This is a genomic window from Promicromonospora sp. NPDC060204 (assembly GCF_042728455.1).
GTDB lineage: Bacteria > Actinomycetota > Actinomycetes > Actinomycetales > Cellulomonadaceae > Promicromonospora.
In genome coordinates, this window is sequence record NZ_JBHWZO010000177.1 from 1 (window position 1) to 12,817 (window position 12,817).

The 12,817-nt window shown below is 72.3% G+C and carries 13 protein-coding genes; 7 read left to right on the plus strand and 6 right to left on the minus strand.

Features of this window, described 5'->3' with window-relative positions; translation table 11 throughout:
- The first annotated feature begins 120 nt into the window (after nucleotides 1-120).
- A complete protein-coding gene (locus tag ACFWEJ_RS20105) occupies nucleotides 121-1,518 on the plus strand; it encodes an OFA family MFS transporter (RefSeq protein ID WP_377230964.1) in 1,398 nt (465 codons plus the stop codon).
- 2 nt (nucleotides 1,519-1,520) lie between these two features.
- Nucleotides 1,521-1,667: a hypothetical protein gene (locus ACFWEJ_RS20110; protein ID WP_377230965.1), complete on the plus strand. Its 147-nt coding sequence runs from the start codon at nucleotides 1,521-1,523 to the stop codon at nucleotides 1,665-1,667.
- Nucleotides 1,668-1,693: 26 nt separating this feature from the next.
- Here ACFWEJ_RS20110 and ACFWEJ_RS20115 read toward each other — a convergent pair whose 3' ends face one another.
- Nucleotides 1,694-2,185: a MarR family winged helix-turn-helix transcriptional regulator gene (locus tag ACFWEJ_RS20115; protein WP_377230966.1), complete on the minus strand. Its 492-nt coding sequence runs from the start codon at nucleotides 2,183-2,185 to the stop codon at nucleotides 1,694-1,696.
- 30 nt (nucleotides 2,186-2,215) lie between these two features.
- Between ACFWEJ_RS20115 and ACFWEJ_RS20120 the strand changes: the two genes are divergently transcribed.
- Nucleotides 2,216-3,091: an alpha/beta hydrolase gene (locus ACFWEJ_RS20120; protein WP_377230967.1), complete on the plus strand. Its 876-nt coding sequence runs from the start codon at nucleotides 2,216-2,218 to the stop codon at nucleotides 3,089-3,091.
- Here the strand turns inward: ACFWEJ_RS20120 and fdhD are convergent.
- Nucleotides 3,064-3,984, minus strand: coding sequence for a formate dehydrogenase accessory sulfurtransferase FdhD (fdhD, locus tag ACFWEJ_RS20125; protein WP_377230968.1), 921 nt, complete (start codon nucleotides 3,982-3,984; stop codon nucleotides 3,064-3,066). The genes ACFWEJ_RS20120 and fdhD overlap by 28 nt on opposite strands.
- 102 nt (nucleotides 3,985-4,086) lie before the next feature.
- Here fdhD and ACFWEJ_RS20130 point away from each other — a divergent pair, with 102 nt between their 5' ends.
- Complete coding sequence (locus tag ACFWEJ_RS20130; RefSeq protein WP_377230969.1) at nucleotides 4,087-6,411, plus strand: FdhF/YdeP family oxidoreductase; 2,325 nt, start codon at nucleotides 4,087-4,089, stop codon at nucleotides 6,409-6,411.
- Between the two features lie 91 nt (nucleotides 6,412-6,502).
- Nucleotides 6,503-7,489, plus strand: coding sequence for an epimerase (locus ACFWEJ_RS20135; protein ID WP_377230970.1), 987 nt, complete (start codon nucleotides 6,503-6,505; stop codon nucleotides 7,487-7,489).
- 68 nt (nucleotides 7,490-7,557) lie between these two features.
- Here the strand turns inward: ACFWEJ_RS20135 and ACFWEJ_RS20140 are convergent, their stop codons facing one another.
- The 3 genes from ACFWEJ_RS20140 to trmB all read right to left on the minus strand — a co-directional run bounded on the left by ACFWEJ_RS20140 (nucleotide 7,558) and on the right by trmB (nucleotide 10,530).
- A complete protein-coding gene (locus ACFWEJ_RS20140; RefSeq protein WP_377230976.1) occupies nucleotides 7,558-9,192 on the minus strand; it encodes a cation acetate symporter in 1,635 nt (544 codons plus the stop codon).
- 11 nt (nucleotides 9,193-9,203) lie between these two features.
- Entirely contained in the window at nucleotides 9,204-9,542 is a 339-nt protein-coding gene (locus ACFWEJ_RS20145) for a DUF485 domain-containing protein (protein ID WP_377230971.1), read from the minus strand.
- Nucleotides 9,543-9,735: 193 nt separating this feature from the next.
- On the minus strand, nucleotides 9,736-10,530 hold the full coding sequence (gene trmB / locus ACFWEJ_RS20150) for a tRNA (guanosine(46)-N7)-methyltransferase TrmB (RefSeq protein WP_377230972.1): 795 nt from the start codon (nucleotides 10,528-10,530) through the stop codon (nucleotides 9,736-9,738).
- A 163-nt stretch (nucleotides 10,531-10,693) separates the two neighbouring features.
- Between trmB and ACFWEJ_RS20155 the strand changes: the two genes are divergently transcribed.
- A complete protein-coding gene (locus tag ACFWEJ_RS20155; RefSeq protein WP_377230973.1) occupies nucleotides 10,694-10,990 on the plus strand; it encodes a hypothetical protein in 297 nt (98 codons plus the stop codon).
- A gap of 33 nt (nucleotides 10,991-11,023) precedes the next feature.
- On the opposite strand, the gene ACFWEJ_RS20160 is transcribed toward ACFWEJ_RS20155, so the two are convergent.
- Nucleotides 11,024-11,587 (minus strand): TetR/AcrR family transcriptional regulator, encoded by a 564-nt coding sequence (locus tag ACFWEJ_RS20160; RefSeq protein ID WP_377230974.1) that lies wholly within the window; start codon nucleotides 11,585-11,587, stop codon nucleotides 11,024-11,026.
- 85 nt (nucleotides 11,588-11,672) lie between these two features.
- On the opposite strand from ACFWEJ_RS20160, the gene ACFWEJ_RS20165 reads away from it, so the two are divergent.
- Nucleotides 11,673-12,674 carry an alpha/beta fold hydrolase gene (locus tag ACFWEJ_RS20165; RefSeq protein WP_377230975.1) on the plus strand — a complete coding sequence of 334 codons (1,002 nt, stop codon included), beginning with the start codon at nucleotides 11,673-11,675 and terminating at the stop codon, nucleotides 12,672-12,674.
- Nucleotides 12,675-12,817: the final 143 nt, after the last annotated feature.

Below are 12,817 nucleotides of genomic sequence, written 5' to 3' on the forward strand. Positions count from 1 at the left end.
GGGGTGAGGCGCGCCGCCGTCGACCATTGACCCGGGCATCCAGCGCCAGTAGCGTGCCCACGCAAACGGGAGAAACCGCACTTACTGCGACCTGATCCCCTGAGCACGAGGAGGTGCTTGATGGCACTGTCGTTCCTCGACCGGGAGCACACGGTGGCAAAGCCCGGCTACAGCAGGTGGCTCATCCCGCCGGCCGCGCTCGCCATCCATCTGTGCATCGGCCAGGCCTATGCCACCAGCGTCTACAAGAGCGCGCTGGTCGCCCACTTCGAGACCAGCCTCACCGCGATCGGCGTCATCTTCTCCATCGCCATCGTCATGCTCGGCCTCTCGGCCGCCGTGCTGGGCACGTGGGTGGAGCGCGCCGGGCCCCGCGCCGCCATGTTCGCCTCGGCGTGCTTCTGGGCCTCCGGGTTCCTCGTCGGGGCGCTCGGCATCGCGACGTCGCAGCTCTGGCTCGTCTACCTCGGGTACGGGTTCATCGGCGGCATCGGGCTCGGCATCGGCTACATCTCGCCGGTGTCCACGCTGATCAAGTGGTTCCCCGACCGGCCGGGCCTGGCCACGGGCATGGCGATCATGGGGTTCGGCGGCGGCGCGCTCATCGCCTCGCCCCTGTCCCGCCAGCTCATGGCCGCCTACGACAGCAGCTACGACCCCACCGACCCCACCTCCGTGGCGTCGGGCAGCGCCGTCACCTCGCTCTTCGTGACCCTCGGCATCGTGTACTTCCTGGTGATGATGCTGGGCGTGTTCACGGTGAAGGTGCCGCCGCCCGGCTGGACGCCCGCCGGGTTCGACGCCGCCGCCGTCGCGGCCAAGCCGCTGGTCTCGACCGGGAACGTCTCCGCGGCGAACGCGATCAGGACCCCGCAGTTCTGGTTCCTGTGGACCGTCCTGTTCTGCAACGTGACCGCGGGTATCGGCATCCTGGAGCAGGCCGCGCCGATGATCCAGGACTTCTTCCGGGTGGACGGCGTCTCGTCCGTCGCGCCGGCGACGGCGGCCGGGTTCGTGGCGTTCCTGTCCCTGTTCAACATGGCCGGCCGCTTCGTGTGGTCCTCCACGTCGGACTACATCGGCCGCAAGCCCATCTACGTCATGTACCTGGGCGTCGGGATGATCCTGTACGTGCTCCTGGCCACCGTGGGTCACACGTCCACGGTGATCTTCGTGCTGGTGGCCGCCGTGATCCTCTCGTTCTACGGCGGCGGCTTCGCCACCGTCCCGGCGTACCTGCGCGACCTGTTCGGCACCTTCCAGGTGGGCGCCATCCACGGCCGCCTGCTCACCGCGTGGTCGGCCGCGGGCATCGCCGGCCCGCTGATCATCAACGGGTTCCTGGACGCCCAGGGCACGCCCGGCGAGCTGGTCGCCGCCGACTACCGGCCCGCGCTGTTCACCATGGTGGCCGTCCTCGCCGTCGGCTTCGTGGCCAACGCCCTGGTCCGGCCGGTCGCGGCCCGGTTCCACGAGCGGCCGGGCCGCACGGACGAGTTCGTCGAAGGGAAGGTGTGACCATGGTCGAGCAGACCCAGGAGCGGACGCCGAAGCAGCCGCCGAACCAGGTCCCGCGGCTGATCCTCACCTGGCTCGTGGTGACCGTCCCGCTGGCCTACGGGCTGTTCCAGACGGTCCGGAGCGTCATCCCGCTGTTCACGGGCTGAGGCCCTCCTGCCCGACGGCGACCTCCTCACCTCGCGCTCCCGGCCTCCAGGCCGCCCCGCACCGCCGCGAGGATCCGCGCCAGGCGCGCGAAGTCGCCGTCGGGCACACCCGTGCCCCGCAGCACCTCGGCCGTCTCGCGGTCGAGCGTCGGGAGCATCTCGTCCAGCACCCGTCGCCCGGCGGGCGTGAGCTCCAGGAACGAGGACCGGCCGTCCTCCGGGTTGGCCTGCCGGCGCACCAGCCCGTCCCGGACCTGCCGGTCCACCCCCTTGCTCGCCGCGCCGACGGTGATCCCGAGACGCCGGACCACGTCGGAGACCCGGCACCGCGGGACCGCGTCGACGGCGCGCAGCAGGTCGAACCGGCCGAGCCCGTGCCCGTGCGCGGCCCGCAGGCGCGCGTCGAGCAGCGTGTAGAGCCGGACCTCGACCCGGACGAGGTCGTCGAGCAGCCGCGCGCCGTCGAGCACGCCCCCGTCCCGAGGAATAGATTCCGTGGAATCTTGTTTGGCTTCCATGGAATCTATCTTCGCGCACCGAGGGGAACCATGGACCAGAACTCGCTCGCCGAGCTCCGCACCTTCTACTCGTCGTTCGGCCGGCTCCCGCTGCCGGACGGCACCCGCGTGACCGGGACGACGCTCGGCGGCGTCCCGGCCCTGGACATCGCCGGGCCGCAGGCCGACGACGACGCCGGCGTGCTGCTCTACCTGCACGGCGGCGGCTACGTGATCGGCGACGCCCGCACGGGCGTGCCGCTGGCCGCGGCGCTCGCCGCCCGCACGGGCCTGCGCGCGGTGGCGCCCGACTACCGCCTCGCCCCCGAGCACCCGTTCCCCGCGGCGGTCGACGACGGCCTGGCCGCCTACCGGGCGCTGCTCGCCGAGACCGACCCTGCCCGGGTCGTGGTCGCCGGCGACTCCGCGGGCGGCGGGCTCGCGCTGGCCACGGTGCTGGCCGCCCGCGACGCGGGGCTCCCGCTGCCGGCCGCCGTCGTCGCCTTCTCCGGCTGGTTCGACCTGACGCTGTCCGGCGCGAGCCTCACCGGCAAGGAGAGCGTGGACCCCATCTTCGACGCCGCCGACATCCGGGAGTACGCGGCCACCTACCTGCCCGACGCCGCGGACGCTCGCAGCCCCCTGGCCAGCCCGGTGCTCGCCGACCTGCGCGGCCTGCCGCCGCTCCTGCTCCAGGTCGGCTCCGCCGAGGTCCTGCTCGACGACAGCACGCTCCTGGCCGCGCGGGCCGCGACGGCCGACGTCGAGGTGACGCTGGAGGTCTACCCGGGCAGCGCGCACGTCTTCCAGCACCACCACGCCACCGAGCCGACGGCGGCCCACGCCATGGACAGCGCGGCGGCCTTCCTCGCCCGCCGGGTCGCACCGGCCGCGACGCCTCAGCGCAGCCGGTCCGCCCGCGTGTAGACGTTCATCGACTCGCCGCGCACGAAGCCCAGCAGGGTCAGGCCGCACTCCTCGGCCAGGTCCACCGCGAGGGTCGACGGCGCGGAGATCGCGGACAGCACCGGGATCCCGGCCCGCGCGGCCTTCTGCACCAGCTCGAACGACGCCCGCCCGCTGACCTGGAGCACCGTCCCGGCAGCGGGCAGGGCGCCGTCGCGCAGGGCGGCCCCCACCACCTTGTCGACGGCGTTGTGCCGGCCCACGTCCTCGCGCACGTACAGCGGCTCGCCGTCGGCGGTGAACAGGCCCGCGGCGTGCAGGCCGCCGGTCCGGTCGAAGGCCCGCTGGCGCTCCCGCAAAAGGTCGGGCAGAGCGGCGATCACGTCGGTACCGACCGTGACGGCGTCGCGTGCGACGGGCCAGCGCAGCGCGGCCCGCACCTCCACCACGGTGTCCGACCCGCACACCCCGCACGCGCTCGTCGTCGCGAAGGCCCGCTGCCGCGGGGGCTCGACGCCGGGCGCGAGGGCCACCTCGACGGTGTTGTCCTCGTCGGGGCACAGCCGCATCCCGGCGACGTCCTCGCGGGCCGTGACGGCGCCCTCCGAGACCAGCCAGCCGGCGACGAGGTCGAAGTCGTCGCCCGGGGTCCGCATCGTCATGGTGAGGGTGGTCCCGGCGGGTCGCGCGCCCGGCAGGACGCCGTCCGGCAACGCACCTCCCGCGGGGACGAGACCGCCCACGGGCACGACGCCGCCCGGGACCGCGCCGAGCGGCCGCGCCCGGCTGACGAGATCGCCGGGCCCGACCAGGCGGACCATGAGCGGTTCCTCGACAGCGAGCGTGTCGGGGCGCGCCGCGCGGGCGCCCTCGCGGACGCGCACCACGCGCCGTCGGTCGGTGACGACTCCCATACCGCCAGTCTTGCACCTCGGACGGCCTCTTCCACAGGCCCTGCCGCGACCGATATGTCCACAGCCTCCACAGGCGGTCGACTCCGGCGTAGGGTCGGAAGGGTGACCGACGTGAGCGACGAGGCCCGCACCGACGCCCCCGAGAAGAGCCTGCGCATCGGGCCGCCCAAGACGGCGGCAGCCGGCGTGCCGGGGGTGGTCCACGGCCTGGCGCACGTCTTCGAGGAGGCGGGCGTGAGCCGCGGCCTGCGCACGCTGCCCCTGATCAACCAGCAGCGCGGCTTCGACTGCCCGGGCTGCGCCTGGCCGGAGCCGGGCAAGCCGCACCTCGCCGAGTTCTGCGAGAACGGCGCCAAGGCGGTGGCCGAGGAGGCCACCCGCAAGCGCGCGGACGCCGCGTTCTTCGCCGAGCACGCGATCTCGGAGCTCGCGACCTGGACCGACCACCGGCTGGGCAAGTCCGGCCGGATCACCGAGCCCATGCTGCGCGAGGAGGGCGCCGACCACTACCGGCCGGTGTCCTGGGACGAGGCCCTCGACCTGGTCGCCGCCGAGCTCCGCGGCCTGGACAGCCCGGACCAGGCGGCGTTCTACACGTCCGGCCGCACCAGCAACGAGGCGGCGTTCCTCTACCAGCTCCTGGCGCGCAAGCTCGGCACCAACAACCTGCCCGACTGCTCGAACATGTGCCACGAGTCCTCCGGCACCGCGCTGGTCGAGACGCTGGGCATCGGCAAGGGCAGCGTGTCGCTGGAGGACATCACCGACCACGCCGACCTGATCGTCGTCGTCGGCCAGAATCCCGGGACCAACCACCCGCGCATGCTCACCGCGCTGGAGGAGGCCAAGGACCGGGGCGCCCGGATCGTGGCGATCAACCCGCTGCCCGAGGCGGGGCTGCAGACGTTCAAGAACCCGCAGCGCGTGCGCGGCGTCGTGGGGCAGGGCACCAAGCTCGCCGACCGGTTCCTCCAGGTGCGCCTCGCCGGCGACCTGGCCCTCTTCCAGGCCGTGAACCGCCTGCTGGTCGAGGCCGACGACGAGGCGCGGATCACCGGGCACGAGCGGGTCCTGGACCACGAGTTCATCGCCGAGCACACCTCGGGCTTCCCGGAGGCGGCGGCCGCCTGGCGCGCCGTCGACCAGGCCGACGTCGAGCGGGCCACGGGCCTGGACTGGGCGGAGATCGAGGCCTTCGTCGACGACGTGAAGGCCGCCGACCGCATCATCGTCTGCTGGGCGATGGGCCTGACCCAGCACAAGCAGGCCGTGGCGACCATCCGCGAGGTCGTGAGCTTCCTGCTGCTGCGTGGCAACGTCGGCCGCCCGGGCGCGGGCGCGTGCCCCGTGCGCGGGCACAGCAACGTGCAGGGCGACCGCACCATGGGCATCTGGGAGCGCCCCACCGAGCTGTTCCTGGACGCGCTGTCCACGGAGTTCGGCTTCGAGCCGCCGCGCGCCCACGGGTACGACGTCGTCGACACGGTCCGGGCCCTGCGCGACGGGCACCTCAGGGTCTTCATGGCGGTGGGCGGCAACTTCGCCGCGGCCACGCCGGACAGCGCCGTCACCGAGGCCGCGCTGCGCGAGGTGCCGCTCACGGTGCACGTGTCGACCAAGCTGAACCGCTCGCACGTGCTCCCGGGCAGGCGGTCGCTGGTGCTGCCGTGCCTCGGCCGCACCGAGCGGGACATGACGGGCGGGCGCGAGCAGGTCGTCACGGTCGAGGACTCCATGAGCGTGGTGCACACGTCGCGCGGGCGGCTGGCCCCGGTCTCCGACGCGCTGCGCAGCGAGACCGCCATCCTGTGCGACCTGGCCCGGCGCGTGCTCGGCCCGGAGGACCCGACGCCGTGGGAGGAGTTCGCGAGCGACTACTCCCGGATCCGCGACTCGATCTCGCGCGTGGTCCCGGGCTTCGAGGACTTCGACCGGCGGGTCGCCGAGCCCGGCGGGTTCGTGCTGCCCCACCCGCCCCGCGACGCCCGCCTCTTCCCGACGACGACGGGCAAGGCGAACTTCACGGTGAACGAGCTGGAGATCGTCCAGGTGCCGGAGGGCCGCCTGCTGCTGCAGACCGTCCGCTCCCACGACCAGTTCAACACCACGGTCTACGGCCTCGACGACCGGTACCGCGGCGTGAAGAACGGCCGGCGCGTCGTGTTCGTCCATCCGGACGACCTGGCGTCCGGCGGGTTCGCCGACGGCGACACCGTGAACCTGGTCAGCGAGTGGCCCGGGCCCGACGGCTCGATCGGCGAGCGCCGCGCCGAGGGTTTCCGCGCCATCTCGTTCCCGACGGCGCGCGGCTGCGCCGCGGCGTACTTCCCGGAGACGAACGTGCTGGTCCCGCTGGACCACACGGCGGACCAGAGCAACACCCCGGCCTCGAAGTCGGTAGTCATCCGCCTAGAACCCTCCCGCTGAGTGCTGGGTATTTGCGGTTCGAGAGCCGTCTGAAGCGCAAATACCCAGCACTCAACGGTCGCCCGGAGGGGCGGGCGATACGCTGCGGCGCATGACCGAGGCGAAGCGGGCCGTCGTGGCGGGTTGGACCGGGTTCATCGGGCGGGCGCTCGTCGACGACCTCACGTCACGCGGGTACGAGGTCGCGCGCGTCGGCCGCGACGGACCCGACGTGCGGTGGTCCGACGACCCGGCGGCCCTCCGGGACGTGGTCGACGGCGCCGACCTGCTGGTCAACCTCGCGGGCAAGAGCGTGGGCTGCCGGTACACGGACCGGAACCGCGACGAGATCCTGCGGTCGCGGGTCGAGACCACGCGGCAGCTGCACGAGGCGGTCGTGGCCTCCGCCCGTCCCCCGCGGCTGTGGCTCAACGCGAGTACCGCGACGATCTACCGGTACGCGCTGGACCGCCCGCAGACCGAGGACGACGGCGAGCTCGGCGCGGGATTCTCGGTGGACGTCGCGCGGAGCTGGGAGCACGAGCTCTTCGCCGGGCGCCTGCCGGAGACCCGGCGGGTCGCCCTGCGCATGGCGATCGTGCTGGGCGGCCCGGCGTCGGACATGCTCGCGCGGCTGGCACGGTTCGGCGTGGGCGGCCCGCAGCTCGACGGCTGGTGGTTCCAGCACCGCCGCTACCGCGGCATCGGCGACTCGCCGACCGGCGGTCCGGTGCCCATCCACCACAGCGGCGGCCGGCAGAAGTTCTCGTGGATCCACGTCGACGACGTGCTGCGCGCCGTCCGGTTCCTGGAGGAGCACGACGAGATCTCCGGGCCGGTCAACCTCGCCTCGCCCAACCCGGCCGACAACCGCACGCTCATGGCCGAGCTGCGCCGGGCTACCCGGATGCCGCTGGGGATCCCCGCGCCGCGCTGGCTGCTGGAGCCCGCCGTGTGGGTGCTGCGCAACGAGGCGGAGCTGGTGCTCAAGAGCCGGTGGGTGCTGCCCGAGCGGCTCACCGCCGCGGGCTTCGCCTTCCGCTGGCCGACACTCGCCCCGGCGATCGACGACGCCGTCCGCCGCCCCGCCCTTCGTTGAGTGCTGGCTATCTGCGGGCCTGAGGCCCGCAGAGCAACAAATAGCCAGCACTCAACGAAGAGGGTGGGTCAGTGTGCGGTGGCCTTTTCCGCGCCTGCGCCCGTGAGGGAACGGACCTCCATCTCGGCGTACTTCTCCGGGTGCGACCGCTCCTTGCTCAGGTAGGTGCCGACGATGCCGAGCACGAACGCGAGCGGGATGGTCACGATGCCCGGGTTGTCGAGCGGGAACCAGTGGAAGTCGATGGCCGGGTTGCTGATCATCGACTTGCTGAGCCCGGTGACCGGGTCCGCGGGCTTGCCCGAGACGACCGGGGAGAAGATGATCAGCACCACGGTCGAGATGAGGCCGCCGTAGATGCTCCACAGCGCGCCGGACGTGTTGAACCGCTTCCAGAACAGCGAGTAGATGATCGTCGGCAGGTTCGCCGACGCCGCGACGCAGAACGCCAGCGCCACGAGGAACGCGATGTTCTGCCCGTTGGCGAAGATGCCGCCGATGATCGCGATGATGCCGATCACGACCACGGTCCAGCGGGCCACGCGGACCTCGCCGTCGGGCGAGACCTGCCCCTTCTTGATGATCGAGGCGTAGATGTCGTGGGAGAAGCTCGCCGCCGCCGTGATCGTCAGGCCGGCCACCACCGCGAGGATGGTCGCGAAGGCGACCGCCGCGATGATGCCGAGCAGGATCTCGCCGCCGAGCTCGAACGCGAGCAGCGGTGCCGCCGAGTTCTGCCCGCCCGGCGCCGCGAGGATCGCCTCGGGGCCCACCAGCGCGCCCGCGCCGTACCCGAGCACCAGGGTGAACAGGTAGAAGATGCCGATCAGCCAGATCGCGACGACCACGGACTTCCGGGCCTCCTTGGCCGACGGCACCGTGTAGAACCGCATCAGCACGTGCGGCAGGCCCGCGGTGCCGAGCACCAGCGCCAGCGCGAGCGAGAGGAAGTCGAGCTGCGACAGCGCCGTGGCGCCGTACTGGAGGCCCGGTTCGAGGATCGCCTCGCCGTTCTCGCCGGCCATGTTCACGGCCTCCTGCATGACGGCCGAGAGGCTGAAGCCGAAGCGCGCGAGCACCCAGATGGTCATGGCGCCGGCGCCCAGGATGAGCAGCGTCGCCTTGATGATCTGCACCCAGGTGGTGCCCTTCATGCCGCCCACCAGCACGTACAGGATCATCAGGGCGCCGACGACGGCGATGACCAGGCCCTGGCCCGCCTTGTCGGTGATGCCCAGCAGAAGGGCGACGAGGCCGCCCGCGCCCGCCATCTGCGCCAGCAGGTAGAAGAACACCACCGCGAGCGTGGACAGCGCCGCCGCGAGCCGGATCGGCCGCTGCTTGAGGCGGAACGACAGCACGTCCGCCATCGTGAACTTGCCCGTGTTGCGCAGCAGCTCGGCGACCAGCAGCAGCGCGACGAGCCACGCGACGAGGAAGCCGATGGAGTACAGGAAGCCGTCGTACCCGTTGACGGCGATGGCGCCCGCGATGCCCAGGAAGCTCGCGGCGGACAGGTAGTCGCCCGCGATCGCGGTGCCGTTCTGCGTGCCGGTGAAGTTGCGGCCGCCGGCGTAGAAGTCCGCGGCGCTCTTGTTCTGCCGCGAGACGCGGAAGACGACGACGAGCGTGACCACCACGAACGCCGCGAAGATGCCGATGTTGACCCAGGTGTTGCCGACGTTCGTGGCCTCCGCCGCCATGACTGTCCCGTTCACAGCTCGCCCCCCTCGATCTCCTCGCGCAGGGCCTGCGCCCGGGCGTCGAACTTGTTGTTGGCCCAGCGCGCGTACAGCGTGGTGATCACGAACGTCGACACGAACTGCAGCAGCCCGAAGACCAGCCCGACCGTGATGGTGCCGGACACGCGGATGCTCATGAACTCGTGCGCGTACGTGCTCATGAGGGCGTACAGGAGGTACCAGACGAGGAACAGCGCCGTCATCGGGAAGACGAAGTTCCGGAAGGCCCTGCGCAGGCTCTGGAACTCGTCCGATCGCTCGACACGTTGGTAATCGGTTTCGGCAGGCCCTGCTGCCTGTACGTCACTCATGACGCCTCCATTGGCTCATGGGGGCGCGCGCTCTGCCGCGGCCCGGTGTGCGCATCTCGCACCCGGCCCAATGTGCCGTACCTCACACGCCGGGGGCAAACGGTTCAGACGGCGCGTTTCCTGACTTGACCAAGTCGTTACATTCGAACGGTATCTGCCACCCGCCCCGGGGAAGCACCTGGTCAGCGCGACGTCAGCGGCGCACGTACTCCAGGTCGGCGATCTCCCGCCCGGCGTCGTGCGCCTTGCGCTCGAAGCCGGTCAGCACGCGGCGCTCGAACCGCGGCGCCAGGACGCCGGGACCGTGCGCGTTGACGAGGTCCTCGTCGGCCTCCAGCACCTCGACCATCTGCTCGGCGTACTCGGCCCAGTCGGTCGCGAGCCGGAGCCTCCCGCCGGGCCGCAGCACGCGCGCCGCGAGCGCCGCGAACTCCGCGGTGACCAGGCGGCGCTTGTGGTGGCGCGCCTTGTGCCACGGGTCGGGGAAGAAGACCCAGAGCTCGTCCACCGTGCCGGCCGCGACGGTGGTCTCCAGCAGCTCGGCCGCGTTGGCCTGCACGAGCCGCAGGTTCGGCAGCCCGTCCTGCCCCAGGGCCGCCCCGGCCCGCTCGGCGCGCGCGATCGTGTGCACCAGCCCGGGCTGGTAGACCTCGACGGCGAGGTAGTCGCGCCCGGGATCGGTCGACGCCGCGCCGACGACGGCGTCGCCCAGCCCCGAGCCGATCTCGACCACGAGCGGGGCGGTGCGCCCGAAGAGCGCCGCGGCGTCGAGCACGTACTCCGGGTGCACGGAGGTGCGCGCGATCGCCCGGGGCACGTCGACGACGTAGGTGGTGCGGCGCTCGGCCCACAGGCGCTTCTGCTTGTCCGTGAGGCGGCCGGACCGGCGCACGAACGACACCGGCTTGGTCCGGAACCCCGAGAGGTCGAGCGGGGTCTCGGTGTCCTGGCGCGCGGTGTCGGGCTGGGCGGAAGCGGGCTGACTCACGGGAAAAGCGTACGAGGTCGCGGGCGGGCGTTGCGTATCCGCACTGATTCCCGGCCCGGCGCGCGCCCCCGCGGGCGCACGCGGCAGGCTGTGCACAGCCGCCTCGGCCCCAGGCACCGAGGCGGCCGCACCCCTCCCCGACGACCTCCGATCGGAAGCACCCATGACCACCCGCGGCTCCTGCTCGCGTGTCGAGGTCGACGGACGGCGAGTCGTCGTCGACCTGTCCGACGCCGACGGCGACCTGCTCACCACGACGGCGGCCCGGAGCGGCGTCCCGGCGCCGCAGCTCGTCCTGGGCTGGATCCGGCGCGGGCTCCTCGACGGCCCCGCCCGGGACCCCCGCGCCTGGGACGGGCCGGTCGACCGCAGCGCCCGGCTGGCGCGGGACGTCGAGGTCGCGCGGCAGGCGGAGGAGGCGTTCGGCGATCTTTTCGGCAGTCCGGACCGCACGGACTGAGAGCCGCACCCGGGGCCCGGGCGCCCGGCCACGTCACACCCGCCCGACCTCCGCCTCCAGCATCACCAGGGCCTCGGCGGCCTCCAGGTCCCGGACCAGCACCCGCAGCGTCAGCCCGTCGGCGAGCGCCAGCAGCCGCCGGGCCTGCGTCAGCGCCTCCTCGGCGCTCGTGTCGCGGGCTGCGCGGATCAGCCGCACGCACTCGTCCTCGGCGCCCCGCCGCGCCTCCGCCAGCACCTGGCGGACGGCGGCGTCGTTGATCGACTTGGCCACGTAGGCGTACCAGACGCTGACGCCCATGCGTCCGGCGTCGTCCCGCGGGATCTGCTGGCTCATCACGTGCAGCAGGCGCTCGCGCGGAGCGGCGTCGGCGGTCTCCTGGTACCCGCCGTAGGCGCGGTCGACGAGGGCGGTGCAGCCGGCCAGGACGAGGGCGTGCTTGGTGCCGAAGTAGTGCTGGATGCGCCCCATGGAGACACCGGCCTCCGCCGCCACGTGGCGCAGGCTGACGCCCTCGATCCCGTGCTGGGCGATGACCAGCCAGAGCGCGAGGACGATCTCCCAGCGGCGCTCCTCATGGTCCACGACTCTCGGCATGCGGTCAGGATAGCAATGCGGTCGCATCGTTACCTGTTACGATGCGATCGTATTGCAAAACCGCCCGGCCCCGAGAGGACCTCCGATGCGCACCTCAACCAACGGCCCGAAGCGCCGCCGCTGGCCGACCGTCCTGCTCGCCGTCGCCGCGGTGGTCTCGACCAGCGGGCTGGCGTTGCTCATCGCGGCGGGCGGCCCCGGCGTCGGCCACTTCCGCACGCCCGAGGACCGCCGGGCGTACGACGACGCGTACGCCGAGGCGCTCGGCCGCCTGCCCGAGCCGACCGCGACGCACGACGTGACCACGAGCTTCGGCACGGTCCGCGCCTACGCCTGGGTGCACGCCGGGCGGCACGACGCCACCCCCGTCGTCCTGCTGCCCGGCAGGTCCGCCGCGACCCCGATGTGGAGCGACAACCTGCCCGACCTCGTCGAGCACCGGACCGTCTACGCCTTCGACACCCTCGGCGACACCGGCCTGTCGGAGCAGGCGGTCCCGCTGCGCGACATGGCCGACTCCGCCCGCTGGGTGGACGAGGCGATGGCCGGGCTGGACCTCGACCGGGTCCATCTGGTGGGGCACTCCCAGGGCGGCGGGCTGGCGGCGGCCGTGGCGGTGCGCCACCCGGACCGCCTGGCCAGCCTCACCCTGCTGGAGCCCGTCATGACGCTGGGCATGATGCCGCTGTCGGTCATCCTCACGACCATCCCGGTCTCGCTGCCGTTCTTCCCGGACTCCTGGCGCGAGTCCGCGCTGAACCGGATCGGCGGCGTGTCGGACGACGAGGTGGACCCCGACGACCCGCTGGCCCGGATGATCGCCGTCGGCTCCAAGAGCTACAGCTCGTCGGGGCTGCCCAGCCCCTCCGTTCTGAGCGACGCCGACCTGAGGGCGCTGCCCATGCCGGTGTACGTGGCGATCGCGAGCGACTCGTCGCTCGCCGGCGGCGAGGCGGCGGCCGAGAAGGCACGGCTCATCCCGGACGCGCAGGTCAAGGTCTGGCCCGACACCACGCACTCCCTGCCTATGCAGGTCGCGCCGGCGCTGGACGCGGAGCTGGAGGCGTTCTGGTCGGCGCACGAGTAGCTGGGCGCCGGCGCCGGACGACTGAACGTAGGTGTAGTCGCACTCTGAGCGCTCAGAGTGCGACAACACACACTAATAAACAAAAAACAACCAACAAGAACACAAAAAAAAAAAGAATCAGAAGAAGCAGATAAAAACAGTGG